Origin of the sequence: uncultured Deefgea sp., from assembly GCF_947072475.1 — a bacterium.
Taxonomy (GTDB): domain Bacteria; phylum Pseudomonadota; class Gammaproteobacteria; order Burkholderiales; family Chitinibacteraceae; genus Deefgea.
This window is the reverse complement of sequence record NZ_CAMTIA010000012.1, coordinates 51,120-77,509: the sequence shown is the minus strand read 5'-3', so window position 1 is coordinate 77,509 and position 26,390 is coordinate 51,120. Positions and strand designations below refer to the sequence as shown.

The 26,390-nt window shown below is 48.6% G+C and carries 27 protein-coding genes and 1 tRNA gene; 12 read left to right on the top strand and 16 right to left on the bottom strand.

The window, feature by feature from the left end:
- Positions 1 to 89: 89 nt before the first annotated feature.
- Positions 90 to 176 (bottom strand) — tRNA-Leu (locus Q0V82_RS06410).
- Positions 177 to 261: 85 nt separating this feature from the next.
- Here Q0V82_RS06410 and rnr point away from each other — a divergent pair.
- Entirely contained in the window at positions 262 to 2,712 is a 2,451-nt protein-coding gene (gene rnr / locus Q0V82_RS06405; RefSeq protein WP_297573798.1) for a ribonuclease R, read from the top strand.
- 118 nt (positions 2,713 to 2,830) lie between these two features.
- Here the strand turns inward: rnr and Q0V82_RS06400 are convergent, their stop codons facing one another.
- A complete protein-coding gene (locus tag Q0V82_RS06400; protein WP_297573796.1) occupies positions 2,831 to 3,184 on the bottom strand; it encodes a hypothetical protein in 354 nt (117 codons plus the stop codon).
- Between the two features lie 123 nt (positions 3,185 to 3,307).
- Between Q0V82_RS06400 and Q0V82_RS06395 the strand changes: the two genes are divergently transcribed.
- From Q0V82_RS06395 to Q0V82_RS06385, 3 genes are read left to right on the top strand one after another with little or no spacing between them, the layout of a single operon-like run.
- Positions 3,308 to 3,667 carry a hypothetical protein gene (locus Q0V82_RS06395; RefSeq protein WP_226763012.1) on the top strand — a complete coding sequence of 120 codons (360 nt, stop codon included), beginning with the start codon at positions 3,308 to 3,310 and terminating at the stop codon, positions 3,665 to 3,667.
- A 26-nt stretch (positions 3,668 to 3,693) separates the two neighbouring features.
- Positions 3,694 to 4,392 (top strand): SIMPL domain-containing protein, encoded by a 699-nt coding sequence (locus tag Q0V82_RS06390; RefSeq protein WP_297573791.1) that lies wholly within the window; start codon positions 3,694 to 3,696, stop codon positions 4,390 to 4,392.
- Complete coding sequence (locus tag Q0V82_RS06385) at positions 4,392 to 4,805, top strand: protein YgfX (protein WP_297573788.1); 414 nt, start codon at positions 4,392 to 4,394, stop codon at positions 4,803 to 4,805. The genes Q0V82_RS06390 and Q0V82_RS06385 overlap by 1 nt, the downstream gene beginning before the upstream one ends.
- Here the strand turns inward: Q0V82_RS06385 and Q0V82_RS06380 are convergent.
- The 5 genes from Q0V82_RS06380 to Q0V82_RS06360 form a co-directional block, all read right to left on the bottom strand.
- A complete protein-coding gene (locus Q0V82_RS06380; RefSeq protein ID WP_297573785.1) occupies positions 4,788 to 5,288 on the bottom strand; it encodes a GNAT family N-acetyltransferase in 501 nt (166 codons plus the stop codon). The genes Q0V82_RS06385 and Q0V82_RS06380 overlap by 18 nt on opposite strands.
- Before the next feature lie 111 nt (positions 5,289 to 5,399).
- On the bottom strand, positions 5,400 to 7,199 hold the full coding sequence (locus tag Q0V82_RS06375; protein ID WP_297573782.1) for a DEAD/DEAH box helicase: 1,800 nt from the start codon (positions 7,197 to 7,199) through the stop codon (positions 5,400 to 5,402).
- Between the two features lie 230 nt (positions 7,200 to 7,429).
- Positions 7,430 to 8,281, bottom strand: a complete 852-nt coding sequence (locus tag Q0V82_RS06370) for a mechanosensitive ion channel family protein (RefSeq protein ID WP_297573779.1) — start codon at positions 8,279 to 8,281, stop codon at positions 7,430 to 7,432.
- A 108-nt stretch (positions 8,282 to 8,389) separates the two neighbouring features.
- The gene (locus Q0V82_RS06365) at positions 8,390 to 8,740 is read right to left on the bottom strand and encodes a VanZ family protein (RefSeq protein WP_297573776.1); all 351 of its coding nucleotides are present in this window, start codon (positions 8,738 to 8,740) and stop codon (positions 8,390 to 8,392) included.
- Positions 8,737 to 9,366: a Smr/MutS family protein gene (locus Q0V82_RS06360; RefSeq protein ID WP_297573774.1), complete on the bottom strand. Its 630-nt coding sequence runs from the start codon at positions 9,364 to 9,366 to the stop codon at positions 8,737 to 8,739. The genes Q0V82_RS06365 and Q0V82_RS06360 overlap by 4 nt, the downstream gene beginning before the upstream one ends.
- A 55-nt stretch (positions 9,367 to 9,421) precedes the next feature.
- Here Q0V82_RS06360 and Q0V82_RS06355 point away from each other — a divergent pair, with 55 nt between their 5' ends.
- Entirely contained in the window at positions 9,422 to 9,814 is a 393-nt protein-coding gene (locus Q0V82_RS06355; RefSeq protein ID WP_297573772.1) for an RNA-binding S4 domain-containing protein, read from the top strand.
- Positions 9,815 to 9,838: 24 nt separating this feature from the next.
- On the opposite strand, the gene Q0V82_RS06350 is transcribed toward Q0V82_RS06355, so the two are convergent.
- The 7 genes from Q0V82_RS06350 to Q0V82_RS06320 form a co-directional block, all read right to left on the bottom strand.
- Positions 9,839 to 10,426, bottom strand: a complete 588-nt coding sequence (locus Q0V82_RS06350) for a membrane integrity-associated transporter subunit PqiC (RefSeq protein ID WP_297573769.1) — start codon at positions 10,424 to 10,426, stop codon at positions 9,839 to 9,841.
- A complete protein-coding gene (locus tag Q0V82_RS06345; RefSeq protein WP_297573766.1) occupies positions 10,423 to 12,072 on the bottom strand; it encodes an intermembrane transport protein PqiB in 1,650 nt (549 codons plus the stop codon). Before Q0V82_RS06345 ends, Q0V82_RS06350 begins: the two co-directional genes overlap by 4 nt.
- The gene (locus Q0V82_RS06340; protein WP_297573763.1) at positions 12,065 to 12,700 is read right to left on the bottom strand and encodes a paraquat-inducible protein A; all 636 of its coding nucleotides are present in this window, start codon (positions 12,698 to 12,700) and stop codon (positions 12,065 to 12,067) included. The genes Q0V82_RS06345 and Q0V82_RS06340 overlap by 8 nt, the downstream gene beginning before the upstream one ends.
- The gene (locus tag Q0V82_RS06335) at positions 12,700 to 13,284 is read right to left on the bottom strand and encodes a paraquat-inducible protein A (RefSeq protein WP_297573760.1); all 585 of its coding nucleotides are present in this window, start codon (positions 13,282 to 13,284) and stop codon (positions 12,700 to 12,702) included. Before Q0V82_RS06335 ends, Q0V82_RS06340 begins: the two co-directional genes overlap by 1 nt.
- Before the next feature lie 247 nt (positions 13,285 to 13,531).
- Entirely contained in the window at positions 13,532 to 14,281 is a 750-nt protein-coding gene (locus tag Q0V82_RS06330) for a basic amino acid ABC transporter substrate-binding protein (RefSeq protein WP_297573757.1), read from the bottom strand.
- 71 nt (positions 14,282 to 14,352) lie between these two features.
- On the bottom strand, positions 14,353 to 14,802 hold the full coding sequence (locus Q0V82_RS06325; protein ID WP_297573754.1) for a SufE family protein: 450 nt from the start codon (positions 14,800 to 14,802) through the stop codon (positions 14,353 to 14,355).
- Positions 14,799 to 16,010, bottom strand: coding sequence for a cysteine desulfurase (locus Q0V82_RS06320; RefSeq protein WP_297573751.1), 1,212 nt, complete (start codon positions 16,008 to 16,010; stop codon positions 14,799 to 14,801). Before Q0V82_RS06320 ends, Q0V82_RS06325 begins: the two co-directional genes overlap by 4 nt.
- Positions 16,011 to 16,064: 54 nt before the next feature.
- Here Q0V82_RS06320 and nudB point away from each other — a divergent pair, with 54 nt between their 5' ends.
- The 3 genes from nudB (at position 16,065) to Q0V82_RS06305 (ending at position 18,343) form a co-directional block, all read left to right on the top strand.
- On the top strand, positions 16,065 to 16,508 hold the full coding sequence (gene nudB, locus Q0V82_RS06315) for a dihydroneopterin triphosphate diphosphatase (protein WP_297573748.1): 444 nt from the start codon (positions 16,065 to 16,067) through the stop codon (positions 16,506 to 16,508).
- 317 nt (positions 16,509 to 16,825) lie between these two features.
- A complete protein-coding gene (locus Q0V82_RS06310; RefSeq protein WP_297573745.1) occupies positions 16,826 to 17,896 on the top strand; it encodes an SPFH domain-containing protein in 1,071 nt (356 codons plus the stop codon).
- 45 nt (positions 17,897 to 17,941) lie between these two features.
- Positions 17,942 to 18,343, top strand: coding sequence for a GFA family protein (locus Q0V82_RS06305; protein WP_297573742.1), 402 nt, complete (start codon positions 17,942 to 17,944; stop codon positions 18,341 to 18,343).
- A gap of 85 nt (positions 18,344 to 18,428) precedes the next feature.
- On the opposite strand, the gene Q0V82_RS06300 is transcribed toward Q0V82_RS06305, so the two are convergent.
- Entirely contained in the window at positions 18,429 to 19,241 is an 813-nt protein-coding gene (locus Q0V82_RS06300; protein ID WP_297573739.1) for a mechanosensitive ion channel family protein, read from the bottom strand.
- 201 nt (positions 19,242 to 19,442) lie between these two features.
- Complete coding sequence (gbpA, locus tag Q0V82_RS06295) at positions 19,443 to 20,870, bottom strand: N-acetylglucosamine-binding protein GbpA (RefSeq protein WP_297573736.1); 1,428 nt, start codon at positions 20,868 to 20,870, stop codon at positions 19,443 to 19,445.
- Positions 20,871 to 21,732: 862 nt separating this feature from the next.
- Here gbpA and Q0V82_RS06290 point away from each other — a divergent pair.
- From Q0V82_RS06290 to torD, 4 genes are read left to right on the top strand one after another with little or no spacing between them, the layout of a single operon-like run.
- A complete protein-coding gene (locus Q0V82_RS06290; protein ID WP_297573733.1) occupies positions 21,733 to 21,894 on the top strand; it encodes a hypothetical protein in 162 nt (53 codons plus the stop codon).
- Between the two features lie 49 nt (positions 21,895 to 21,943).
- A complete protein-coding gene (gene torC / locus Q0V82_RS06285; protein WP_297573730.1) occupies positions 21,944 to 23,125 on the top strand; it encodes a pentaheme c-type cytochrome TorC in 1,182 nt (393 codons plus the stop codon).
- A 12-nt stretch (positions 23,126 to 23,137) separates the two neighbouring features.
- Positions 23,138 to 25,627, top strand: a complete 2,490-nt coding sequence (gene torA, locus Q0V82_RS06280; RefSeq protein ID WP_297573727.1) for a trimethylamine-N-oxide reductase TorA — start codon at positions 23,138 to 23,140, stop codon at positions 25,625 to 25,627.
- A complete protein-coding gene (torD, locus tag Q0V82_RS06275; RefSeq protein ID WP_297573724.1) occupies positions 25,624 to 26,271 on the top strand; it encodes a molecular chaperone TorD in 648 nt (215 codons plus the stop codon). The genes torA and torD overlap by 4 nt, the downstream gene beginning before the upstream one ends.
- Positions 26,272 to 26,390: the final 119 nt, after the last annotated feature.

The window sequence follows — 26,390 nt, the reverse complement described above, 5'->3', positions numbered from 1 at the left end:
CCTTGCGGGCGCTAGGACCTGAACCTAGTGCGTCTACCAATTCCGCCACCTGGGCATATCTGATACAGTGTGTAAATAAGTTGAAAAGTTGGTGCCCAAGAGAAGACTCGAACTTCCACACCCTTGCGGGCGCTAGGACCTGAACCTAGTGCGTCTACCAATTCCGCCACCTGGGCTCTTCAACTGCGCTACAATAACGCGGCGCCACTTACAGAAGGGCGCAATAATATTCAAACCTAGAAATGGTGTCAATAAAAAACTATGAAAAAAACGGTTCCGATGGATAAATTTCAAAATGATCAAAATGAGAAATCCCCAACGAAGAAACCTGCTCGAGCCAAAAAGCTAAAAGGTTTGCGAGCACAAGATCCTTATTTAGCCCGTGAACGCGAGCGCTATGAAAATCCTTTGCCTTCTCGCGAATTTATTTTGCAAGTGTTAGAGCAGCATGGTGCGCCGATGTCGGCGTTTGATTTGGCAAAGCAATTAGATATTTTATTGGTTGAAGAGGTCGCATTTGAGCGACGTCTGCAGGCAATGGGCCGCGAAGGCCAGTTACTGATAAATCGTGCTGGCGCTTTATGTCTGCCAGAAAAAGTGGATTTAATTCCCGGTAAAGTACAAGGCCATCCGGATGGTTTTGGCTTTTTGATTCCGGATGACGGTAGCGATGATTTATTTCTTGGCCCTAAAGAAATGGACAAAGTGCTGCATGGCGATCGCGTGCTGGCGCGCAAAATTGGCGTTGATCGCCGTGGTCGTCCAGAAGGGGCGATTGCTGAAGTGCTTGAGCATGTTAATTTGCGTTTGGTTGGCCGCTTGCATTGCGAGCGTGGCGTGTTTTTTGTAACGGCTGAAGACAAGCGAATTAGTCGTGATATCCAAATCGAGCCATCCGGCTGTGGTGCTGCGCAAGTGGGGCAGGTGGTGATGATTGAGATGTTGACTCAGCCATCGCGTTATACCCAGCCTGTGGCGCGCGTGACCGAAGTGCTTGGTAATTATGATGATCCGGGTATGGAAATTGAAATTGCCCTGCGTAAGCATAATTTGCCGCATGTGTTCTCGCTTGAAGCCGAAGCGTTAGCGCGCAAAATGCCCAAAAAAGTACGCAAATTAGATTGGAAGCCAGAAAACGGTGTGGAGCGGGTTGATTTACGTGATATGCCGTTGGTGACCATCGACGGTGAAACGGCCAAAGACTTTGACGACGCCGTGTATGCCGAAAAAAGCGGCAAGGGCTGGCGTTTGGTGGTGGCCATTGCCGATGTGAGTCATTACGTTCGTCCGGATGATGCTTTGGATTTAACGGCGATTGAGCGCGGCAATTCGATTTATTTTCCGCGCCGCGTGATTCCGATGTTGCCTGAGCAAATCTCCAACGGCCTTTGCTCGCTCAATCCAGATGTTGAACGCCTATGTATGGTGTGCGACATGAAAGTGAGCGCCAAGGGGGCGATTAAAGGCTATCAATTTTATCCGGCGGTGATGCTCTCTAAGGCGCGATTTACCTATACCAAGGTATGGGATATCTTGCAAAACCCTGCTGGTGAAGTCGCGCAGCAATATACCCAGCAAGTGCCGCATTTGCAGGGTATATACGCGCTGTTTCAAGCGTTTGCCAAAGCCCGTGCCGAGCGCGGCGCGATTGACTTTGAAACGACTGAAACTGAAATGCGGTTTGATGACAAAGGCAAGATCAGCGAAATCGTGCCGGTGGTGCGTAATGATGCACATAAATTGATCGAAGAATGCATGTTGGCGGCCAATGTCTGCGCTGCCGATATTTTGCTGAAAAAAGAGCATCCCGCTTTATACCGCGTGCATGAAGGTCCAACGCCAGAGAAGCTGAAAAATCTGCGTGAATATTTGAAAACCGTGGGCTTGAGTTTGGGCGGGGATGAAGATCCAACCGCCAGCGACTACGCTAAATTACTCAATTCATTCAAAGATCGTTTGGACGCGCCCTTATTGCAAACGATGCTACTGCGTAGTTTGTCGCAGGCGGTGTATAGCCCAGATAACGAAGGGCATTTTGGTTTGAGTTATGAGGCTTACGCGCATTTCACTTCGCCAATTCGCCGTTATCCGGATTTGTTGGTGCATCGCTCGATTAAGGCGATATTGGCTGGCAAGAAGTATAAGCCAGCAATGAAATGGGAAGCTTTAGGGGTGCAGTGCTCGATGACTGAGCGCCGTGCTGATGAGGCCAGCCGTGACGTACAAAATTGGCTCAAATGCTACTTTATGCAAGATAAAGTGGGTGAGGAGTTTGAGGGCTCAGTATCGGCCGTCACCGGTTTTGGGATGTTTGTTTTGCTCGACAAGGTGTATGTCGAGGGCTTGGTGCATGTTTCTGAGCTCGGTACAGATTACTTTCATTATGATGAAAAACGCCGTGAGTTAAAGGGCGAGCATAGTGGCAAGGTGTATCGCTTAACTGATCGCGTTAAGGTGCGTGTGGCGCGGGTTGATTTAGAAACCAGCAAGATTGATTTTGTGCTGGTGCTGGATGCAGCAGAGCGAGAGCGTCAATCAAAACCAGGTGCGCCAAGATCGAACCGAGCGCGTGGCGGGGAAAAAACGCCGGCGCGAAGTGGTACACGTTCGGCGCTTAGGTCGCCTGCTGTGGCTAAGCCAGAAAGCCAAGCTAAACCGGCGGCAGCGCCAGCTGCAACGACTAAACCGGCGGCACGTCGGCGTCGTCGCTAATTCAAATAGCCAGTCCTTTAGGGGCTGGCTATTTTGTTGGCCGTTTTGTTTTGTTTTGGCTTGGTTTTACCGGCAGTGCCTTGCCACTATTGAATGTTGACGCAACAGAGCGCGTGTTTTAGCTACTGGTCAGTTTGTTGAGTAGTAGCTGCTGCTGGTGACTTAATGCCTGCAATTGAAATTGGTGGCGAAAAACACTGATATGACCAATTAGGGCGCTATTAATAAATTTCCCTGTTAAATCAAGGGTGTTTTTGGTGCTTTCCATTCCAAGGTATTCGTGAACTTCAAGCATTAAACGTGCTTCACAGCCGGCTTTGAATTCGGTTGCTGAAATTAAAGTTAATATATCGGCATTGGCTTCGGTGATTTTTCCTTCGAAGGCTTGTGTGTGATGCTTAGGTATAATTGCAGCACGCCAACGAACGAATTTGCGTTTAGAATTGGATAAATTGATTGTATTTTGCGACATGAATTAAATGATTACCAAAAATAAATAATGACATAAGAACTGAGCTAGTCTAAAGCCAATAGGTCTAATTTGGCTTGTCATTATTGAAATTGGGATTAAAACTGACTTATTTTGGAGTAATGTATGTTTATTGTGGACCGTTCTGCTGCGATTATTCGCCCTAAGCTGGCATTTTTGAATTGGTTAAATCAATTGCCAGATAATGACGTTGTATTAACGCTGGATGAAATTAGAACCGATTGTACTGTGTTGATGGTGCCAGAAGCTGCCGAGCCAGAAGATGCTATTGCGTATATTGACGAAATTGCCGATAAAATCTTTGCGATGGAATTGGCGTCGTGGGTCATTGACGAAGCTTTGTGGCCAGAAAAACGAAATTTAAAATTGTTTTGGGAGTGGTTTGACGTAGAAATTCATCTGGGTGTAATGGATGCCGTTGCGGAAGAAATTCATAATACACCGGCAGATCATAGCTATCATTAATTGCAATGACTTTTATATGAGGTTTCATGATGCATAAATTGGGTTTGATGTGTGCTTTGTTGGCCGGTTCAGTTTGGGCTGCAGAGGTGCCGCAGCGGAATCTGGTTAATTTTGAGGCGGTGGCCAGTCGTGAAGTGAGTAATGATCTGGCGACGGCCACTTTATTTGTTGAACTCAGTGATGCCAATCCGGCGCGACTGGCGGAAAAAGTGAATCTGGCTTTGTCGGGTGCGCTCAAGGCATTAAAACAATATCCTGCAGTGCAGTCGGCGGGAACCACGTATGCAACTTACCCGGTTTATGGCAATAAAAGTAATCAGCAAGAAGGTTGGCGCAGTCGGGGTGAGTTGCAATTAACCTCGAAAGATTTTTCGGCTTTATCGCAATTGATTGGTGATTTGCAAGCCTCGTCTGGATTGCAATTGGCTGGGGTGCGTTATAGCGTATCGGATGCTAGCAAAAGCAAGGCCGAGGAGTCGCTGATCGAAGAAGGTATCGCGGCATTTAAACGCCGAGCGGCATTGATTCAGCGCAGTATGTCGGCCAAGGATTGGAAACTGGTCAATATGAATATTAATACCGGCTATCGGCCTGAGCCTCGTGTCATGATGATGCGTAGTGCGCCGGTGATGGATGCGGCAATGGCGGCTGCGCCAGCACCAATCGAAAGTGGCGAAAGCCATGTGCAGGTGAATGTGAATGGCAGTATTCAACTGGGCGATTGATGTTACCGATTGATTTGCAAATTAACCCCGCGTCATTTTGGCGGCGGGGTTTTTTATTGCTGATTTTTTTGTTGGCAATTGCCGCTTGCTTGGTGCTTCAGGCGGACTGGGCTCTGCTTTTGGCGGTGTTTTTATTGGGTGGTTTTGTTTTTTACTGGGCGCATATCGAAACGATTGTGCTTGTTCGAGCGTGTTCAGCGGGCGACTTTCAGTTGTTTGATGCGCAGGGTGGCGAACTGTCTGCGCACTTATTACCCAGTAGTGTGGTGACGCCGCTGTTGATTGTTTTGCATTTTGAAGATGAATTCAAGCATAAAATCAATTTGGTTTTGTGGCCAGACAGCGCCCCAGTCGAGTCGTTGCGGCAATGGCGGGTTTGGTTGCGTTGGGTGTGGTCAGAGCGGTGCTTGTAGTTGACGTAGCATGCAGACAGCGTTCTCGCCATAAGCGGCTGGTAGCGGTGTGGAAAGTGGCTGGAAGTGATGTTTTTGCCAAAAACGATCCGCACCCATTACCGCAACGAGCATAACTTGCGAAAAATTGGCATGCATTGCCCATGCCATGGCGTGTTGTATGAGCTGCTCGGCGAGGTTGTTGCCTCGGGCGTTGGGGGAAATGGCGAGATCATGAATATAAAATCGATCGGCCATTTCGGGTAAATGGCTCAGTTGCGCGTTAAGCGCCGGCGGTTTTTCCCCGAACCAGGGATGACAAAACAAATAACCACTGACTTGCTCGTTAAGGGTAATGACCCAGGATGAATAGGGGGAAAGTTGTTGCTTTTGTTGTAGTGTATTGGCGGTTTCAATGAGTGCTTGCGGATAGCAGTCTGCTTGCAGTGTGAGGATGGCGCTAAAGTCATCAGAATGCATAAGTCGAATTTGTCGGCTAATCATGGGGTATTGCCTTGTATGCACTAGTGCTAAACACCTTTGGTGGTATACCTAAATAAAAAGGCAGCCTAGGCTGCCTTTTTATTTTAAGTTAAAACATTTTAAGCTAAAACTTTATTCGAAGCGACCGCCGCCACGATTGCCGCTCGGCTTACCTTGGTAGTCGCCACCGGTGCTAGTGCGGCGTTGGCCATCACCACCACGGCCGGCATAACCGCCACCCGTGTTGCTGCCGCCTTCGCGGTTGCCTTGGTAACCGCCACCTGAGCGAGGTGCTGCTGCGCCATCACGGTTGCCTTGATAGCCACCAGTGCGTGGTGCTGCACCTTCGCGGTTACCTTGGTAGCCGCCGCCTGAGCGAGGCGCTGCGCCATCGCGGTTGCCTTGGTAGCCACCGGTACGCGGTGCGCCATCACGGTCGCGGCTTTGGCCGGTACCGAATGAACGTTGTTCACGTGGTTGGCCTTGGTAGCCGCCATCACGGGGGGCTGACTCGCTTGGGCGATGATGACCTTGGTAACCTGCTTCGCCACGTGGGTGAGTGCCTTCACTACGGCCGCCGTTGTAACCTTCGCTACGACCTGCGTCACGATCACGATTGCCTTGGTAGCCGCCGCCATCACGGTTGCCAGCGTAACCACCGCTGCGACCAGCGCCGCCGCCAGCAGGACGACCACGGCCGCCACTGCTAGGACGACCACGATCATGACCGCCGCCCGTGCCTGCGCGACCAGGTTGGAAGCGGGCTTCCAAACCTTCGATGACTTGAACGTTAAAGTCAAGATTGTATTGGCGACGAATGCGTGTCAATAAAGTGAAGTCATTTTTGGTTACCAATGACACGGCTTCACCGGTACGACCAGCGCGGCCAGTACGACCAATACGGTGAATGTAATCTTCGCAGAAGCGTGGCAAGTCAAAGTTCAATACTAAGGTAATACCGGCAACGTCAATACCGCGTGCGGCAACGTCAGTGGCAACCAATACATCGATGTCGCCTTTGCGTAAACGATCTAAAGTGCGACGACGATCGCGCTGTGCCAAATCGCCGTGCATTGCTGCGGCGCGGAAGCCTTCCAGTTTTAGCCATTCTGATAATTCATCAGCGCTAATTTTGGTTGCGGTGAAGACGATGGCTTGTTGGCCGTCGTTTTTCTTAAGCAAGGCCGCAGTTAGTTTTTGTTTGTGCTCGTAACCATCGGCGTAATGTACCGATTGTTCGATTTGCGCTTGCATGCTGGCTTGAGCCGCCATTTCAACTAATTTCGGTGCTTTGAGCATTGGCACGGCGAAACGTTGAACTGATTCAGTCAAGGTGGCAGAGAACAGGGCGGTTTGACGCTCTTTTGGCAAGGCATCAACAATCGCTTCAACTTCGTCAATGAAGCCCATGTCGAGCATACGATCGGCTTCGTCCAGTACGAGCATTTCTAAGCGTTTGAAGTCGATGCGGCCACTGCGCATCAAATCAGTCAAGCGACCTGGTGTTGCCACCAATACTTCGTAAGGTTGCGACAATAATTTATTTTGTACTGGGTAAGGTACGCCACCTACAACAGTCACGACTTTGCAGCGTGGAATGTTGCGGCACAAATCAGTCGCTACTTTTGATACTTGCTCAGCGAGTTCGCGAGTCGGTGTCAAAACGAGGATACGTGGGCCACGGGCAGTGTGTTTTGCTTCTTTAGTCAGGCGGTGTAGCGCAGGCAATAAGAAGGCCGCTGTTTTACCAGTACCAGTTTGCGCTGAAGCCATCACGTCATTGCCAGCCAATAATTCTGGAATAGACGCTGCTTGAATCGGAGTAGGGGTATTGAAGCCTTGTGCGGCTAAGATGTCAGTCAGTTGTGAGGCAAGGCCTAGTTCTACAAAAGCATTAGGCGTAGTTGTTTCAGGCGCAGTATTGTGCGGCATTGAGTTGTCCTTGTAAGGTATCGGGCTGGAAAATCCAGCGCAGCATCGACGCCAACCAGGAACAACCGCTTTATCAAAAGCACGCGGGAATAAGGTTAGAGGCGATGACGGGGCTAACGAGTATCGTGCGCTAAAAATAGAGGCACGGATGAAGGAGGCGAATTATGCCGACTTGTTGCCAATTATGCAACATATTTGTTTTGATTGTTTGAATAGTCACACAATAGCTGTTAGGCAGCCGGGTGAATGGGTACTTTTCGTAGGAAGTCGCGCAACACCCGCTGTTCAATTTGTGAGCGTAAGCCCAATGGCGCAGGCAGTTGCAGCTGTAGTCCGATGAATTCGATCTCATCGAGAATCAGGCGAACACGCGGCTCTTGCAGTGGCGTGTCCATCACATAGTCGCTTGAAATCTCTTTGGTATGTTGTGCCAATTGGTCCATATACTCTGAAATGATTTCGCGGCCGCAGTTTAAAAGCACGGTCTCAGCTAGCTCCCAGTCGGCATTTCGCGCGACATTGATATGAATCGTTTGTATCGCAAAATTACCCATCATGGTTTCATTGTAAACTGGGTTGCCAAATAGCATTGAATTAGGGATTTTAATGCCGCGCCCAACCGTGCCTTTGTGGTGTTCGGCGCGACTCGATTCGACCAGCGTGGTAGAAATTAAATTAATGTCGAGTACTTGCCCTTTAATGCCAGCAATTTCAATGCGATCACCTACTTCATACACATGGCTGCTGGTGCGGTAAATTGAACCGAGCATGCACAAAATGACTTCTTTAGTGGCCAGTACCAATGCGGCAGCAACGGCAATTAAGGATACGGCAAAGGCTTGAATCTCATTGCCCCAGATTAAAATAATGCCGAGAACAAAAAACCCCAGTGCGATATTGCGTAAGGTCACTAACCAACGACGTTTAATTTCGACGGAAAGGTCGCTGCGATGCAAAATGGACGAACGAATTGCGGCTCGAATAGAAATGATGCCGATCAGTAAAAAAAGTGTAAACAGCGCATCGCGCAAGGTCGAGCGATCAAGTAAAAATGGCAGTGAGTGCGCAATGAATTGATTCATGGGTATATCGATAGCCTCCTTAGTGCAAATAATCTTGGTGGCTATACCATACGATATTCTTGAAGCGTCAAGCAATGCATTGTTACCATCGGCTTTGGTGGAACGCGTTTAAGTGATCTGCGTATGGCGTAAATAAAGGTAGGCTAATAAGGTGCCGATTGCCGCGCCAATCGTATTGGCCAGCATGTCGTATACATCAAAGCTGCGCCATGAGGTGCAAGCTTGAGCCAGTTCGACGGCAATGCCCATTAAGCTTGCCAGTAGCCAAGCGCGCCGTGGCTGCTGCCAAATCAATTGGGCTAAACCAGCCAGAATGGCGTAGCCAATAAAGTGCTCGATTTTATCGCCATGATTGTCGCTGCTCGGTGGTCCGAGTGGAATTAAAGAGCCGATCCAAATGCATGCCATCCACAGATAAAAGGCGATGCGTAAATACGCTTTATGGTTAGAGAGTTTCATTGTTGGCCTGATTTTATAAGGATTAAGACCGCGCCAGCGCTGCCTTGAAATGGATTGGCTTGGGCAAAAGCCAACACCTCGGGCATTTGGACCAGCCAATTTTTGAGTTTGAGCTTCAGCACCGGAATCCCATCGACTGAGCTGATGCCTTTGCCGTGAATGATGCGCGCACAGCGAAGTCGTCGCTGCTGGCAATGAGACAAAAATTGCGCCACTTGGCTGCGTGCGGAGTCGATGTTTTCACCATGCAAATCAAGCTCGGCTTCGACGCGCCAATCGCCGCGTTTGAGTTTACGCAGGGTGTCGAGTTTTTGACCAGGTTTCATATGCATGAGCTCTTCACCGGCTTCAAGTTCATCCCATGGCCAAAAATCGCTCATTGTGTCATTTAAAATCGGACTGGCAACGTGTAAGCCTTTGGGCCAAGGACTCGGAATTGGGCGCAGGTGTTGTACTGTTGCAGGGCTGGGTAGTGCTTGTACGTCTTTCATTGCGGCTAAAAAAAGCGCGTGATCCGTCTCTTGGGCGGTCTTGGTCTTTGGCACGACGGGTATGTGCTGTGTTTTTTTTGCTTCACGCAATTGCTGTCGTAAGCGCTTTAACTGTTGCGTTGTTGCTTTATCCATATTGGCACTTCGAATCATCGTAGAATGTCATTTTGTATTTTAACTGTGTTTAATCATGCTAGAAAAAATTCGCTTAGATAAGTGGTTGTGGGCCGCGCGATTTTTTAAAACCCGCTCGTGCGCCGCACGTGCGATTGAAGCCGGACATGTACATCACCAAGGTCAGCGCGCTAAATGCGCTTTGCCGCTTAAAGTTGGCGACTTAATTAAGGTTCAAGCTGCACATGGGGTGTTTGAGGTGCATATCTTGCAATTGAGTCAGCAGCGTGGATCGGCGGAAACCGCGCGAGCTTTATATCAAGAAACACCAGAAAGTAGCATTCGGCGTGAACGAGATCGGTACGCACAGCAATTACAACCGCATTTTGACCATCCTGATATCAAGGGCCGCCCGAGTAAAAAATGGCGGCGGCAATTGCAGCAAGCGATGGATCGCCAAGAGTCATAGCCAAGTCATAAGCCAGAGTCATCGTTAATGCTCGGTGCTGGGGAGGGTGTGCGCAACTTTGGACGCCAATGTGACTAGCGCTTGGTTGTGCGCAACAATCAGCGCATCGATGCTGTCATCGCTTGCGGTTTCATGGATGGTCTCGTGCTGGGTGCTAATGCTTTTAAAATCGCGATCTAAGAAAGTCCATTGCACTTCAAGTGTAATGCCTTGATTGGGTATGGATTCAAAGCGAAGTACTTGCATCGATATCGTGAGCTCGGTGTTTTTTGCCGGCAGTTGCGGCCAAGTATTGATGTTGGGGTTTTGACTGAGGCGCGTTAGATTGAGCGCCAGCACACTGAGGATTTGATCTTTAAGGGGCGACGCCCAAAGGCGTTGCTCAAGTAAGGTCACTTGCTGCGGGGTTTTTTGGATCACAATCGGAGGACGATCGACGCTGGCAGGAATGTGGATCGGGTTGATGTAAATGTTTCTGGCGGTTTGCCATTGCACATTAGGCTTTGCCGTTGCACTCAGCGTGTAAAAGTATTCTTTCGGACTGCTGCAGCCAGTTAGCGAAAGTAAGAATGCGGCGATAAAAAAGAGGCAGCGCGATGGTTTTATTTTCATGGTTGATCTGCCTTACGACCTTGAATGAGTGCTTCTGGATGACGAGTCAGATAGTCCGATAATGCACGTAATGATTGTGCGGCCTTGCTAAGTTCTTGCAGTGTTTGATCTAAATTTTGCTGTACCGGTGATTCCGGCTGCAAGGTGGTTTGTACTTGTTTAAATGCCCCTTGTGCGCTGCTTAATGTGCCTTTGGCCTCAGGGACCAGCTCTTGATCAATTTTTTGAATTAATGCATTACTTGATGCGAGCGTTTGTTGCAGCATTTTAAGTGTTTGGTCGGCATTTTGTCCGATTGATTGCAGCGGGATTTGATCCATCTTTTTCACGATCGATGCAATTCTTTCTTGAATTTCATTCAAGCTACTGTTTACGCTCGGCATTTGCGGTGGATTGCTGGCCCAATTAATTTTCGCTTTTTTAGCATTGGGCGCGTAATCGAGCGCGATATAAAGCTGCCCTGTGATCAGATTACTGGTTCGCATTTGCGCGCGCATGCCGTTTTCGACTAAGCGATTGATGATTTTTTTCTGATCGGCCACGCTGAGGATTTGATTGTCATCGGTTTGCAAATTACGGAAACGTTCTGGGTAAATGGCAATGGTAATCGGTAGCTCAATATCGGTTTTGTTTTTGGCTAAAACCAATTTAATTGATTGCACTTCGCCTACTTGGATGCCTCGAAAATCAACGGCAGCGCCGACCGAAAGACCTCGGACCGAATCTTTAAAGTGAATCACAAAGGGCAGTTTGTAGCTATCACTGCTTTTCATTGCGGCGGCTTTATTGTCGGCCAATAAAAAGCTGCTGCGCGCTTTGGCAACGGTGCCCGCATCTTCTCCTGGCGGAGATTGGAATGCTAAGCCGCCAATCACGACCGATGCTAAGGATTGCGTTTCAATGCTCAGACCGTTGCTATTGAGTGCAACATCAATGCCGCTGGCATGCCAGAAGCGACTATTTTCAGTGACAAATTGATCGTATGGCGCGTGTATAAAAATTGAAACCGAAATAAACTCACCACTTGGATCGAGTTTAAATGACGTCACTTCACCCACCTGTAAACGGCGAAAGAAAATCGGTGTGCCATTACTGATTGAACCCATGTTTTGGGCTTTGAGGGAGAATTCCCGGCCCGGCTGATTGGAGGTAATGACCGGTTGAGTTTCTAAACCAGTAAAAAAACGTTTGCTATCGGGTTTGCGGGTGGGGTCCAGTGCAATATATGAACCAGAAAGTAAAGTGCCTAAGCCAGAGACCGTGCCGCCAGAGATGACCGGGCGAACGACCCAAAATCTCGATTGTTCCCCTAATAAACTATCGCTGCCATGGGTCATTTCAGCGGTGACTTTGACGCGCTGATGATCTTGGCTTAATGCCACACTGCTAACCGTACCAATCACCACATCTTTATATTTGACCTTGGTTTTGCCCGACTCCAGACCATCCGCACTATTAAATTCAATGGTGATGGTCGGCCCTTTGTGCATGATCGCTTGGACGCCAATCCAGCCGGCAGCCAGAGCGGCAATAAACGGGATAAGCCAAATTAAGGTCGGGCGTATCCGCTTGGGTTTGATTTTGGCCTGTGCAACGGCGCGCTCATCGATTTCGTCGGCTGCGGGAGTATTGTGTGATTCAGTCATTTTCTTTGTCTTGTTCGTCCGATGGTAAATCCCAGATCAATCTAGGATCAAATGAAAGTGCCGCCAACATGGTGCAAATCACCACTAAGGCAAAGGCGATGGCGCCAGGTCCTGCGGTGACGGAGGCAATTGGGCCGAAGCGCACCAGTCCGACCATCATTGCGGTGACAAAAATATCCAGCATCGACCAGCGACCAATCAACTCAACAATCCGAAATAGCCGTGCTCTTTCTAGGTTTCGCCATTGTTTTTTGCGGCTGGCCGTCCAAGCGAGCAAGGTTAAGATCAGCAATTTAAGCCCTGGAATGGTAATGCTGGCAGCAAACACCAAAATGGCCAGCGGCCAAGAGCCCGAAGTCCATAAATAAAAGACGCCACTTAAAATCGTGTCTTTTTCATTGCTAAGAATAGAGCTGGTATTCATTACCGGCAGTAAATTAGCCGGAATATATAAAATATACGCTGCAATAATAAATGCCCAAGTTCGCTGTAGGCTATTGGGTTTGCGAAAATGCAGCCGTGTTTGGCAGCGTGGGCAATATTGAACGGGGCTAATTTGTTTTGAGAGTTGGCCGCATTGTTGGCAGTTCAATAGGCGCAGCGCGCTGGCGGTGAAAGGTTTGGCCATTATTGGGGTACCGGACTTAATAGCCGCCAAATCTGCTTTGGATTGAAGGTAGATAATGTGGCGGTTAATAGCAGCATGAGTATCGCAATCGACCAGAGTGCAATATCGGGCTCAATACGAGCCATGCCCATGAGTTTACTCAGTGAAATCAAAATGCCCAGCATAAAGACTTCGATCATGCTCCACGGGTGTAAGGCATTAAATATTTTCATCGGCACAATAATAAATTGAGGACGTTTGCCCAGAGCAATGGGCAGTAATAAGTAGATCAAGATCAGTAACTGCATGGCTGGGGTGAGGATGGTGGTGATGATGATAATGACCGACAAATACCACATACCTTGCTGATAGAGCGTATTGGCAGCACCAAAAATGGAGCACGAAATGCTTTCGCTACCAATTTGTAGCGTTAAGATCGGAAAGGCATTGGCGAGCAACAGCATGACAAAAGCGGCGATGGCTAAAGCTAAGGTGCGTGAAACGCTGTGATTGGCTTGTTTAAGCAAGACGGCATTGCAGCGCGGACAAAGTGCCGTGGTGTTGGTGTTTTCGGGCTGTTTAAGCTGCGGTGCTTGGATCAGCAAATCGCAGTCTGTGCATGCAATGAGTGCTCGAGTATCGTAATTCAAGGGAGTCTTTGTTTCCACCAAGATGATTTTTAGATACTAATAGAGCGATTGCCGTGTTGCAAGGTACTTTCTGGCGATTAAAATCCCATTTTTACCCATTCTGGTATGCCTGCTAAATGGCAATAGTGCAAAACAAAGCGATCGACATGAATTAAAAAACGGTGCAATTGATGCACCGTTTTTTAATAGAGACTCAGCGTAATTATTTGCCGAAATATTTATTTTGTATTTTTTGATACGTGCCGTCGGCTTTAATACCTGCAATACCGGCATTAATTTCGTTGAGTAATTGGGTGTTGCCTTTACGTACGGCGATACCGTAGTGTTCAACTTCAAAGCTAGTGTCGTCGATTAAACGAAACTTTTGTTTTGGATTGTTGACTAGGTAATTTCTCACCACGGCGTTATCGGCAACGACCGCGCTCACGCCACTATTACTTAATTCAGAGAGCGCTAAAGTGATGTTTTCATAGCGGCGAATGTCTGGATTGGTTTTGCCAAATTGTTTTTGCACCACGGTGTCACCGGTAGTGCCATTTTGTACGCCGACTTTTTTGCCTTTCAGGTCGCTAAACTGTTTGATTGGGCTGTTTTCTTTCACCACAATCAATTGCTTGGCATCAAAATAAGGGGCTGAAAAATCCATGCTTTTTTGGCGTTCAGGGGTGATGGTCACCGCCGCAATCACAATGTCGCGCTCGCCATTGTTAAGGCTAACAAATAGGCCTTCCCATGGCGTGTTGTTCATTTTAACTTTGAAGCCTTGCTTGGCGGCGATGGCTTTAATGATGTCGGCGTCAAAACCAACGATTTCGCGGTTTTTGCTCAGTGATTCAAACGGTGCAAAAGTAGCGTCGGTGGCAACGGTATAGGTTTTTTCAGCCACAGCTGGCATCGCGATGATGGCCGCAGATAGTCCGATACAGCTAATGATTGTTTTTAGTTTAAGCATGGTGTCTCCCTGAGTTGGCTTAGCTTCGAATGCGCCGATTTAAATAACAGTCCGACGCAAGAAAGGCGTCATTATGTCATCGAAATTGCGCCCTGTTTGATCTTTGTGACTATTGCCGCTAGGCCGTTGCCACGACTGGCGGATAAAAATCGATGCAGGCCGAGTTGATTGAGCCACGCGTTAAAGTCAAATTGCTGGATTTCTTCGGCGCTGCGGCCGTGGTAAGCCGCCAAAATCAAGGTGAGTAGCCCTTTGATGATTTTTGAGTCGCTATCGGCGGCGATTTCGTACTTGCCGTTGTTGGCTTGGATTAATAACCAAACTTGGCTTTCACAGCCAGTAACTCGGTGTTCGTCGCAGCGAAGCTCAGTAGGAAATTCAGGCAATGCTTTGGCCAGCTGCACCAGTAAACGACTTTTACCTTCCCAGCCCGGTGCTTGAGAGAGGCGTTGACTTAAATCATCAAGGCTGATGGCGTTGTCTTGCAGGCTAATGCCAAATGGGTGCTGCGGAAAAGTCATGATTCACTCAATACAGCTAAAGTCTGCTGCAGGCTATTTAAAAAAACGCTCACATCGTGAGGGGTGTTATAGGCGGCAAATGAGGCGCGTAAAGTGCCGCTTAAGCCCAGCGATTGCAGTAAAGGTTGCGCGCAGTGATGGCCAACTCGAACGGCAATGTGCTGGTGATCGAGAAATTGGGCGACGTCATACGGATGCGCATCCATAAAAGTCATTGAAGTAATCGCCGCTTTATTGGCGCTGTGGCCGTGAATTTTGACCGCTGGCATTTGGGCCAGCCCCGCTTCAAGTTGCTGGCGCAGCGCGATTTCATGCGCGGCGAGCGCGATGCGGTCTTGTTGATTGAGCCAGTTGAGCGCTGCGGCGAGGCCGACCGCTTGCGCAATCGGCGGCGTACCGGCTTCAAAACGATAGGGCGCTGCGGCATACGTGGTTTGCGAAAATGACACCGTTGCAATCATTTCTCCGCCACCTTGCCAAGGGGGTATCTCATTTAAGAGCTTGGCATGCGCATAGAGTACGCCAATACCCGTAGGGCCGTAGATTTTGTGACCCGAGAACACATAAAAATCAGCGCCAATGTCTTGCACATCGATTGCGCTGTGGGCGATGGCTTGTGCGCCATCGATCAGCACTTTTGCGCCATAGCGATGGGCTTGCTGACAAATCCACTGCACTGGCTGAATGCTGCCGATGGCGTTTGAGACTTGGCTGATCGCGACTAATTTGGTTTTGTTCGATAGCAAACTTAAAAAATGCGTTAAATCCAGCGCGCCTTGCGCATCAAGCTGGATGATTTTTAGCTTTAGCCCACGGCGCTCAGCCAGCATTTGCCACGGCACGATATTGGCGTGATGCTCGAGCGTTGATAGGATGATCTCATCGCCCGCAGTCAGCGTATTGCCCCAAGTATTGGCGACTAAATTGATGGCTTCGGTGGTGCCACGCGTAAATACAATTTCATCGTCGCTGACGGCATTGATAAATTGCGCCACGCTATGCCTAGCATTTTCAAAAGCTTCGGTGGCCGCAGTGGCTAAACGATGCGCGCCGCGATGCACATTAGCATTGTGGTGTTCGTAATAAAACCGCTCGGCATCGAGCACCGCAAGCGGTTTTTGCTGTGTTGCGGCATTATCTAGATAGATCAGTTCGGGATAATGACTAAAAATCGGGAACTGTTTTTTGAGGGTAAGTGCGTCAAACATGGTGTTTGCCTGAAGAACAGCTGGCAGCTTGGACTGGCAATTGTATAATGCGCCATGCCCTATAAACAGCCTATTTCTATATTACTTGTCATTCACACCCCGGATTTACAGATTTTATTGCTCGAGCGCGCTGATTTTGCTGGCGCTTGGCAATCGGTAACGGGGAGTTGCGAAGCCAATGAATGCCTGATTGATACTGCCGTGCGTGAACTGTTTGAAGAGACTGGTTTGCAAGTCAGTGCCGATGCGGTGCGCGATTGGCAACACGCCAGTGAATTTGAAATCTTTGCGCGCTGGCGACATCGCTACGCGCCGGGGGTTACGCACAATACCGAGCATGTTTTTAGTGTTGCGGTACCCAGCGGCAGTCCGGTGACGATTGCACCACGGGAACACACGCAATATCGTTGGGTGAGTTTGCCTGAAGCCATTGAAATGGTGTTTTCCCCTTCTAATGCCGATGCATTACAGCAATTGCCAAATCGGCTATTGACCTAGGTGGCTGGCTTTGGCCGAGGATTTTGGCGCTAGGCAAAGCGTTGAATATGCAAGTCTAAATCATGCGCTGCTGCCTTCGTTGAAGTGCTTAGTCGCTGAATGAGTCAGTTCAGCATGCAACTTTTCTGGTATTTAAAAACTACTGTTGATTTCAATTGAGCAATGCCCAGCATAAATCGACTGCTGGCTTGCTGATGGCTGACAAAACTGCGATATTGCATAGGCCAGATGCATTGCGTTGTGGCGCGTTATGAAGTTGTCGATGTCAATGGGGCGGTTTTTTTTGTCGATTTGATTGTGAGGAAGAGGAAGAGGGTATGGGTCTAGGATCGTTTATTCATAATCAGTTCATCGACATACTGCAGTGGAATGAAGATGAAGATGGCGTATTGGCTTGTCGATTTCCACAGGCCAATTGTGAAATTCAATATGGTGCTAGTCTCACGGTGCGCGAATCACAAATGGCGGTGTTTTTAAATGAAGGCCAGTTTGCCGATGTCTTTACTCCCGGTCGATATACGCTGACCACGCGCACTTTGCCGGTACTGACTGCGCTTAAAAATTGGGACAAATTATTCGAGTCGCCGTTTAAGTCGGATGTGTACTTTATGAGTACGCGTTTGCAGCTGGGCCGCAAGTGGGGCACGCCGCAGCCGATTACGCTGCGAGACGCTGATTTTGGCATGGTTCGAATGCGCGCTTTTGGCGTTTATGCCTATCAAATCGTCGATCCACAGCTGTTTTTTAGCCAAATCAGCGGTACGCGTGATGTTTATACTTGCGATGATGTCGAGCTGCAGTTGCGTAATCAGGTGGTCTCGACGATGACGCAGGTGTTAGCCAGCTCTGACGTGCCTTTTTTGGATATGGCGAGTCATCAAGGCTTAATGGCCGAGCGCATTGGCGCGGCACTGCGTTTGCAATTTGCGCAATACGGACTGCTGCTCGACACCTTTACGCTAGAAAATATTTCCTTACCCGATGAATTACAAAAAGCCCTTGATAACAAAATATCAATGCAGATGATTGGTGATCTGGGGGCGTTTAGCCAATATCAAGCCGCCCAATCGATGGTGCTCGCCGCGCAAAACGACAGTGGCTTGGCGGGATTGGGCGTGGGTTTAGGTGCAGGCGTTGCCGCTGGGCAAGTGATGGCATCGGCGATGAATTCTGCGCTGGCACCAACCGCGCCGCCCAATCGGGCGGCTGAACTGGCCGATGGCGCAAGCCATGCTGATGCTGCCAATTCAGCCCCCCTAATGAGCGCGCCGCAATTGCAGTTGCAACAATTAAAAGCCTTGCTAGCGCAAGACTTGATTACCGTTGCCGATTACGATGCTGCCAAAGCTGAAGTGCTTAAAAAACTGATTGCCGGTGATGAGGCTTGATATCGCTGGTGCTGTGACTGAGTGACTGAATAAAGGGGAATGCAGATGAGTTTGCAAGGATCTTGCGCGTGTAAAGCCGTGCGTTATGCGGTCGATGAATTGGCGACGCCAATTTCGCACTGTCATTGTCAGACCTGCCGTAAAACGCATGCGGCGGCATTTAATTCAGCCGCCGGTGTGCGCCCTGAGCAATTTCGTTGGCTCGCGGGAGAAGATCAGCTGAGTGAATATGCGTCGTCAGCGGATAAAGTGCGTTATTTTTGTTCGCAATGCGGCAGTCATCTATTAGCTAAAAAAGTCGGCAAGCCCATGTGGGTGCTACGCGTGGCCACTTTAGATGAAGACCCAAGTTTGCGTGCTAGTCAGCACATCTGGATGTCGCACGATGTGCCTTGGCTCAATTTTGTCGACTTGCCCGAATACGCGCAGTGGGCTGAGCCACGCTAAACTGCAGCGCAATAAAAAACCGGCATTGCCGGTTTTTTATTGTCTTGAATTCCGTAATAAGCCGGGCGCGCTCAATTGCCGCCGTTTATTTTTCAGTATGCTGAATATGATGCACGGTGCGTTGCGGGTAAGGGATTGAAATCTTGGCCGCATCAAAGGCTTTTTTGACTTGTTCGGTGGTATCAAAAAACACCGGCCAGTAATCTTCGCTATTGGTCCAGACGCGAACGGTGAAATTCACCGAGCTGTCGCCTAGCGATGACACCACCACCAGCGGGGCAGGATCCGCATGAATGCGCGAATCTTGCTGGAGTACCGACAAAATCACTGAGCGGGTGTGGTCAATGTCGTCGTCATAGCCAACACCAAAGACAAAATCGACGCGGCGGGTGGACATGGCCGAGTAATTGGTGAGATTGCCATTGGCTAAGGGGCCGTTGGGGATGACGATGAGTTTATTATCGGGTGTGCGTAAACGCGTAGTAAAAATTTGAATCCCTTCGACCGTACCGGCTTGGCCTTGCGCCTCAATATAGTCACCGGCTTTAAAGGGTTTAAACATTAAAATCAGTACGCCACCGGCAAAATTACTCAAGCTGCCTTGCAGTGCCAAACCAATGGCTAAACCTGCCGCACCCAAAATCGCAATAAATGACGTGGTCTCAATGCCGATCATTGATGCCGCACTAATCAGTAACAGTGCTTTTAATGCCACATTGGCCAGACTGCCCAAAAAATGCTGGAGGGTGGCTTCGACATTGCTACGCGTCAGCATTTTTTCTAAAAGCTGGCTGGCAACGCCGATGAGTTTCCAGCCAATAAACAGCGCGATCAGTGCTGATATTAATTTAGGTGCATAGCTAATTGCTTGTGTTTGCAATAGATCAATCCAATTCATTCGGTGTGCTTTTATTTAAAGTCAATCATGCATTTGAGTGTCGCAGAATTAAATCAATAATCGAAGAGGATAAATTACCCTTTATAAGGGCAATAATGCACATGAACAACGGCGTCGATACCATTAAATTGACGACGTAATACTTATGCCGTCATCATTAAAGCGCACGATATCGTGCGCTTTAATTTTAATTTCGATTAATTATTTCACTTCATCCCAAGCCGATGACCAGTGTGAGCCAACGCCAGGCTCGTATTGTGTTGCGCTACTTGACCATTGCGAGCAGTAGCCACTGTATGGAAACGGCTTGCAGCGATACGTTTTGCCGTCTTTCTCTTGTTTGACCAAAGTACCTGCTTGATACGATTTAATTGATGCAGGGAAGACAAAATCATATTGCCCACCCGCAGTGGCGTCGTTAAACATCATATCGAGCGTTTGCTGTACATAAGCGCCGCCATTTTTAGGCGAGCCTTTCACCACCAGCTGATGATGGCCAGCTTTTACATTGCTCAGCGCCATGGTAAAGGTTTTGTTGCTGTTGTTTAGGCTGGCTTCGCTTTGGCCTTGGGCAACGCCACCATGGTTGTAAACCGTATTGCTGACGTTTAAGTCGCCTTGCGCTGCGACATTAAAAGTTAGCGTCACTTTGCCGTCTTGGATGCTGTATTCACGAGCGAGATTACTGACTTGAACGCTATTGACCAGCGGTGGTTGCTTTTGCTCGATTTGAATCTCAACCCGACTTAAGCCGCTACTGGTTTTCAAATAAATTGGATTTAAACCATATACGGGGCCAAATTGGCCATTACTGGCTTTTTGTCCGGCACGAATGTGCTGTTGTTCTTGGTTGATTTTGCTCGCCAGAGCGTGCGCCCAGTTATTGCGCTGGCCTTGGGTGCTATTGGCAATTGTGAGTGTGGTTTGCAGCTGAGGGCGTTCGCCGTTTTGGTCAAAAACGCGTGTCATCACTCGATCGCCCGATTTTAGATCGACCGAAGGGTGGATGCTGCCGCCTTGACGCCAGTCGGGAGCGGGTTGGCCGCCATTGTCGTCAAACATGACGTCAACCACATTGTAAAAACTATTAACGGTGTCGCCCACTTCCCAGACGCCCAAAATCACTTGATAGCCGGTGCGCTGCGGTACGGTGCAAAGGTGACTGGTTTGTGGGTTTGGCTTTTGCATGCCGCCATCCACTTCACAAAAAGGCTTGAGATCAAACGCCGCGCGAGTCAGTGCTTGATTTGGATTCCAGTCTTGTTGGGTGATGTAGTAGCGCCAATTGCGGGTAGCGTGATTGGCGGTAAAAAACCAGCTCATGTTTTGTGGGCCAGCTTTGATGTCGCGCTTGGTCCAGCGATCGCTGGTTTGCGCATCTAATTCCGAAAACTGAATATGGCCGGCGCTGGCAATTTTGCCGTCGGCAGGGCCTTGGGCTGGAAATCCAGACGGTGCTTCAATACTTTGTGGTTCCCATTGCACTGCGCCGCATTGGCTATTGCCGCCAATTTTGCATAAATAAGCCCGTGAGGTCGGCTCGGTCATATAGCCGTGAGCGAATGCGCCGGTGCTGGCGGCAAGTAGGCTGGTCGATATGAGTAAATGCTGGATGAAATGACGCTTCATGTGTGGCCTTGAATTTTATGAATTGAAAAATTAAATCTGCGCCCTTGTCGGGCAACCTGTCTGGCAATTTAAAATTGCTCAATGACAGGAGGAAGGCCATTTTCTTGGTGAGCGCTACTTGAATTTGGGGTCTTACTTGCGGCTGGTGGTGAGCTGGCAATGACCGGAGTTGGAGTGCTCGATGCTTCGGGTGCTGGCAGATCTTCTCCGCTTGAGCATGCACTCAGTAATGCGACAGCAAACAGCGTTAACAGTGTATTTAAATGCATCGAGTACCTTGTAAGTAAGAATCAAACGAGTCGGTGTAAACCGAGGTTTTGTCAGTCAGATGGGTATTTGCTGCGAGCCATTGTAAGGGAGTGTTTGTAAGTGTTGGTGTTAATATTTACGGCGAGTAATGTGATTTTTTTGGTATTTTGCTGTAAATAAGTTGTTTTTGTTGGGTTTTGTTAGCTGAGCAACGGTTGGTTTTTGTGCTGAGTATCTTTCTGTATCTTTACACGCACGGCATTGTTGATTGAGGTCAATGTGGTGCTTTGTTTTGTGGGTTAATTTTAAATAAATTAGCGGTAATTTTTGTTTTTTTTATGCTGTTCTCTGATGGCCTCTGTTTTATTTAACCTAATGGTTTCTAAATTATTTTTCTGTGGCTCATTTAGATGTAGCTATTGTTGTTCGTGCTTGAATGGCGATTTGTAAAGTAGCCACCAGAATAAACAAATACATTGTTTAAATAATTTTTTTGTAGGTAAAAGTTAACTGAAATAATTAATTAGAGCGCGGATAATTATTAATATATTGAGAGTTTGCTGTGTATTGCAGTGAGCGTTAGTTTGAATTAAAAAATTGGATATTGGTAATAATGACAGAAATGACAGCAGAAAAAACGCGCAATAGCGAGTGGAAAAAATTATTGCTGTTGGCCTTTGTGGGCTTGCCAATTGCGATGTTTGGCGCGATTGCCACCTATGGTTTGATTGTGCGCTTGTTGCAGATTTTTTTAATCGGCTTGCCCGGCGCGTAAAGCGAGATTTTTATCTCGCTTTTTATGTATTGATGAATTGGATTTGTTTATGAAAAAAATATGGATCTGGTTGCGAAATTTATTTTGCAAACCAGCGGCCAAGATTGGCCTGGGTGTTTTGGTGACGGTGGGTTTTATTGCCGGTATTTTGGCGTGGCAAGGCTTTAATGCGGGGATGGCTGCGACCAACACTGAAGAATTCTGTGTTAGCTGCCACACCATGCATCAAAACCAAGAAGAACTTAAAGAAACAGTGCATTGGAGTAATCGCTCAGGCGTGCGGGCGCAGTGCTCCGATTGCCATGTGCCGCATGACTTTACCGACAAAATGGCGCGTAAGATTCAAGCCAGTGTTGAGGTTTGGTCGCACCTAACCGGCAAAATCGATACGCCAGAAAAATTTGAAGCCAACCGAGCTCGTTTGGCGCAAAACGAGTGGGATCGCTTTAAAGCCAATGGCTCCAAAGAATGCCGTACTTGCCATGACTACAACAGCATGGACTTTGAAAAAATGCGCGAAACATCGCGTGAAGCAATGCGCGGTGCGGCAGAGCGTAATCAAAGTTGTGTCGATTGCCATCAAGGGATTGCGCATAAAAAGCCAGAAAAAACCGATGCGCGTAATCCAGCATTTGATGGCTTGATTCAAGCGGCTGGCAATGAAAGCGTCAAAGTCGGTGGCACTTACTTTAATGTGTATCCGCGTGAATTGTACTTGGATGAAGCCATGAGCAAAGTGGCGGGTAAGTTGGAAGTTGGTGCGCCAGTTAAAGTGCTGCAAGAGAAAGGCGATGCGCAGCAGGTGGAAGTTTCGGCTTGGCGTAAGAGCAAAGGCTTTGGCCGTGTTTGGTATGGTCATTTTGCTAAAAACATCACTGTTGCCACCCTTGAAAAAGCCGTCGCGCAAGATAAGCAATTGGTGAAAATTGCAGAAAGTAAAGAAGATCCAAATACCGGTTTGATTTGGCAAAAATCGTCAGCTACGTTCTGGATTAAAAAAGGCGAAGTGGTGGCGAGTACCGATCCAATCTGGTCGGTGGCCAAAGACAGTTACAAAAATAGCTGTAGTGTTTGCCATAAGCAGCCGGACGAAGCGCATTTTGATGCAAATACCTGGCCGGGGTTATTTGGTGGGATGGTCGGTTTTACTAGCATGGATAAAGATACCCAAGGCTTGGTACTGAAATACCTACAAAATAATTCGTCAGATTTTAAAAAACCTAGCCACTAATTGAATAAGCTCATGACTCAGAACTCACGCCGTGTATTTTTAAAGGGTTTGTCGCTGGCCACAGTGGCTGCGTTAGTAAGCCCTAGTTTATTACTCTCTCGCGAAAGCGAAGCCAAAGCGGCTGCCGTTACCGGCAGTGGCACCGATTGGAAAATCACCGGTTCACACTGGGGCGCGATTCGTGCCCGTGTGGCTGGCGGTAAAGTGGTTGAAATCAAAGCGTTTGAATTTGATAAATACCCCACCGAAATGATTCAAGGCATTATCGGCTTGATCTACAGCCCATCGCGGATTCGCTACCCGATGGTGCGCTTAGATTGGCTCAAAAATGGCCACAAGAGTGACACCACCCAACGCGGGGACAACCGCTTTGTCCGTGTGACTTGGGATCAAGCTTTAGATCTGTTTTATTCCGAGCTCGAGCGGGTGCAAACCAGCTATGGTCCGTGGGCGATGCACACCGGTTTGGTCGGTTGGCGTCAGACTGGGCAATTTCATACCTGCGGCAATCATATGTTGCGAGCAATGAATATGCACGGGCATACGATTTCTACCGCAGGGGATTATTCGACCGGTGCTGGGCAGGTGATTTTGCCGTATGTACTGGGTTCAACCGAAGTGTATTCACAAGGCACTTCGTGGGAAGTCATCCTCAAAGAAAGTAAAACCGTTATTTTTTGGGCCAGTGATCCGGTTAAAAACTTGCAAGTAGGTTGGAATTGCGAAACGCATGAATCTTTCGCCTACCTTGAGCAACTAAAAAACAAGATCGCCAAGAAAGAAATTCGCGTGATCAGCATTGATCCGGTGAAAAGCAAAACGCAAAACTATCTAGGCTGCGAAAAGCAATACGTCAATCCATTGACGGATGTGGCGTTGATGATGGGTTTGGCGCATACGCTGTATACCGAGAAACTGCATGACCAGCAATTCCTTGATGCGTATACCCTCGGTTTTGAAAAATTCTTGCCTTATCTATTAGGGCAAGGCGCGGACAAAACGGCAAAAACGCCAGAATGGGCCGAGAAAATTTGCGGCGTCAAAGCGCAGCAAATTCGTGAATTGGCGCGCTTGATGGCTAGCGGGCGTACCCAGCTGATTTTTGGCTGGGCGGTGCAGCGTCAACAGCATGGCGAGCAACCATATTGGATGGGCGCGGTGTTGGCGGCGATGTTGGGGCAAATTGGTTTGCCAGGCGGCGGGATTAGTTATGCCCATCACTACAGCTCGATTGGCGTGCCGTCTTCGGGCGCTGCAATGCCAGGTTCTTTCCCGTTGAATTTAGATCCGGGTAAAAAACCGAAATACACCAACACTGATTACAAAGGCTATAGCCCAATGATTCCGTGCGCTCGAGCGATCGACGCATTGCTAGAACCCGGTAAGGTGATTGATTACAACGGCCAGAAAGTTAAATTGCCGCCGTATAAAATGGCGATTTATAGCGGTTGCAATCAATGGCATCGCCAGCAAGACCGTAATCGCATGAAAAAAGCCTTCCACCGTCTCGAAACCGTGGTGGCGGTGGATTACACGTGGACGGCAACCTGCCGCTTTGCCGATATCGTCTTGCCAGCGTGTACGCAATTTGAGCGTAACGATATTGACGCGTATGGCTCGTACAGTGGCCGTGGCGTGATTGCGATGCAAAAACTGGTTGATCCACTGTTTAGTTCTAAAACGGACTTTGAGATTTTCCGGGGCTTAACGCAGCGCTTTGGTCGCGACAAAGAATACAGCCGCAATATGGATGAAATGCAGTGGCTGGCATTCTTGTACGAAAATTGTCGCAAGGAAAACGGCAGTAAATTCCCAATGCCGCCATTTAAAGAATTCTGGGCCAAAGGCTTTGTGTTATTCCCTGCGGGCAAACCATGGGTGCGGCACGCTGATTTCCGTGAAGACGCGGAAATCAACGCCTTAGGAACGCCATCGGGTTTTATTGAAATCTTTAGTCGGAAAATCGCTAGCTATAATTACGCCGATTGCCCGGGGCATCCGGTATGGATGGAAAAAAGCGAGCGCTCACACGGCGGTCCGAATTCAAAACGCTTCCCGTTGTGGATGCAATCGGCGCACCCGGATAAACGCTTGCATTCGCAAATGTGTGATTCGGAACCGATGCGGGCAACGTATGCGATTCAAGGGCGCGAGCCTTTGTTTATGAGTCCAGAAGACGCGCGACAACGTGGTATTAAGCATGGTGATTTGGTTCGGGTGTTTAATGATCGTGGTCAAGCCTTGGTTGGCGCGCATGTTTCCAGTGATTTCCCTAAAGGCGTGGTACGTTTGCAAGAAGGCGCTTGGTATGGCCCAACTGGCCCCGAAATTGGTGCACTCGATACCTATGGTGACCCCAATACCATGACGCAAGACATTGGTACGTCGAGCTTGGCGCAGGCCATTAGTGCCAATACTTGCGTGGTTGAAGTTGAAAAATACAAAGGAAAAGCCCCCGCAGTGACTGCGTTTGGTGGCCCAACTGAGGTGATGCCTAAATGAATGCCAGCACAGTAACACCGGAGCCAGCAGAAGCGGCGCCTGCCGATCAACGCGCGGCTTTATACGCTTGGTTTGCGACGCTCTATGCGCGTGAGTTAAGCGAGGCACAGCTACAGACTTGGTTTTCCGGTGCTGCTGAGCCGCTATTTGACGTGCTGGCGCAAGCTGGATTTGCCGCTGAAGTTCAGGATATGCAAGGCGCGATCAATGCTTTACGTGATCTGCCCGATGCCCAGCTTGAATTGGCGGCCGATTACACCATGTGTTTTTTGTTAGACGTTAAAAGCAGTGCTTTGCCGTATGCGTCGTGTTATTTGGGCGAGCATAAAACGCTGTTTGGTCCAGAAGAAAAAGCCATGCGTGAAAAGCTAGAGCGCTACGGCCTAGGCTTAGATAGCAACTACCCTGAAGCGGCCGATCATTTGGCGATTCAGCTTGAGTTGTTGTCTTGGCTGGCGATGACCGGCAAAGCGCTGGACGAGCAAGAGCTAGTGGCGTCTTTGCTGCGCTGGGTGCCAGAATTTAGCCAAAAATGCCAAACGATCGTAACTCAAGTGGCGTTTTATCCGGCGCTAAGCCGAATGTTATGCCGCTTATTGCAAGAAGAAAGCGCAGCGCTGACCGATCTTTCACCGCAAAATTAAAGCGTTTTGAGTTTAAAACAGAGCAAAAGGGCCGTAAGGCCCTTTTTTTACGTCCAGAAGAAAGCATTGCATGACGACGAGTCAATCGTTTGCGAGATTAGCCCTTCGATTTTGCAATC

Coding starts and splice junctions, on each gene's coding strand:
- Q0V82_RS06360 (WP_297573774.1), bottom strand. CDS start 9,366: ATGGATAAAGCAACAACGCAACAGTTAAAGCGCTTACGACAGCAATTG.
- Q0V82_RS06385 (WP_297573788.1), top strand. CDS start 4,392: ATGTTACCGATTGATTTGCAAATTAACCCCGCGTCATTTTGGCGGCGG.
- Q0V82_RS06370 (WP_297573779.1), bottom strand. CDS start 8,281: ATGAATCAATTCATTGCGCACTCACTGCCATTTTTACTTGATCGCTCG.
- Q0V82_RS06350 (WP_297573769.1), bottom strand. CDS start 10,426: ATGAAAATAAAACCATCGCGCTGCCTCTTTTTTATCGCCGCATTCTTA.
- gbpA (WP_297573736.1), bottom strand. CDS start 20,870: ATGAAGCGTCATTTCATCCAGCATTTACTCATATCGACCAGCCTACTT.
- torA (WP_297573727.1), top strand. CDS start 23,138: ATGACTCAGAACTCACGCCGTGTATTTTTAAAGGGTTTGTCGCTGGCC.
- Q0V82_RS06310 (WP_297573745.1), top strand. CDS start 16,826: ATGGGTCTAGGATCGTTTATTCATAATCAGTTCATCGACATACTGCAG.
- Q0V82_RS06340 (WP_297573763.1), bottom strand. CDS start 12,700: ATGGCCAAACCTTTCACCGCCAGCGCGCTGCGCCTATTGAACTGCCAA.
- Q0V82_RS06325 (WP_297573754.1), bottom strand. CDS start 14,802: ATGACTTTTCCGCAGCACCCATTTGGCATTAGCCTGCAAGACAACGCC.
- Q0V82_RS06290 (WP_297573733.1), top strand. CDS start 21,733: ATGACAGAAATGACAGCAGAAAAAACGCGCAATAGCGAGTGGAAAAAA.
- Q0V82_RS06330 (WP_297573757.1), bottom strand. CDS start 14,281: ATGCTTAAACTAAAAACAATCATTAGCTGTATCGGACTATCTGCGGCC.
- nudB (WP_297573748.1), top strand. CDS start 16,065: ATGCCCTATAAACAGCCTATTTCTATATTACTTGTCATTCACACCCCG.
- Q0V82_RS06320 (WP_297573751.1), bottom strand. CDS start 16,010: ATGTTTGACGCACTTACCCTCAAAAAACAGTTCCCGATTTTTAGTCAT.
- Q0V82_RS06380 (WP_297573785.1), bottom strand. CDS start 5,288: ATGATTAGCCGACAAATTCGACTTATGCATTCTGATGACTTTAGCGCC.
- Q0V82_RS06395 (WP_226763012.1), top strand. CDS start 3,308: ATGTTTATTGTGGACCGTTCTGCTGCGATTATTCGCCCTAAGCTGGCA.
- Q0V82_RS06345 (WP_297573766.1), bottom strand. CDS start 12,072: ATGACTGAATCACACAATACTCCCGCAGCCGACGAAATCGATGAGCGC.
- Q0V82_RS06355 (WP_297573772.1), top strand. CDS start 9,422: ATGCTAGAAAAAATTCGCTTAGATAAGTGGTTGTGGGCCGCGCGATTT.
- torD (WP_297573724.1), top strand. CDS start 25,624: ATGAATGCCAGCACAGTAACACCGGAGCCAGCAGAAGCGGCGCCTGCC.
- Q0V82_RS06400 (WP_297573796.1), bottom strand. CDS start 3,184: ATGTCGCAAAATACAATCAATTTATCCAATTCTAAACGCAAATTCGTT.
- Q0V82_RS06375 (WP_297573782.1), bottom strand. CDS start 7,199: ATGCCGCACAATACTGCGCCTGAAACAACTACGCCTAATGCTTTTGTA.
- rnr (WP_297573798.1), top strand. CDS start 262: ATGAAAAAAACGGTTCCGATGGATAAATTTCAAAATGATCAAAATGAG.
- Q0V82_RS06365 (WP_297573776.1), bottom strand. CDS start 8,740: ATGAAACTCTCTAACCATAAAGCGTATTTACGCATCGCCTTTTATCTG.
- Q0V82_RS06390 (WP_297573791.1), top strand. CDS start 3,694: ATGATGCATAAATTGGGTTTGATGTGTGCTTTGTTGGCCGGTTCAGTT.
- torC (WP_297573730.1), top strand. CDS start 21,944: ATGAAAAAAATATGGATCTGGTTGCGAAATTTATTTTGCAAACCAGCG.
- Q0V82_RS06305 (WP_297573742.1), top strand. CDS start 17,942: ATGAGTTTGCAAGGATCTTGCGCGTGTAAAGCCGTGCGTTATGCGGTC.
- Q0V82_RS06300 (WP_297573739.1), bottom strand. CDS start 19,241: ATGAATTGGATTGATCTATTGCAAACACAAGCAATTAGCTATGCACCT.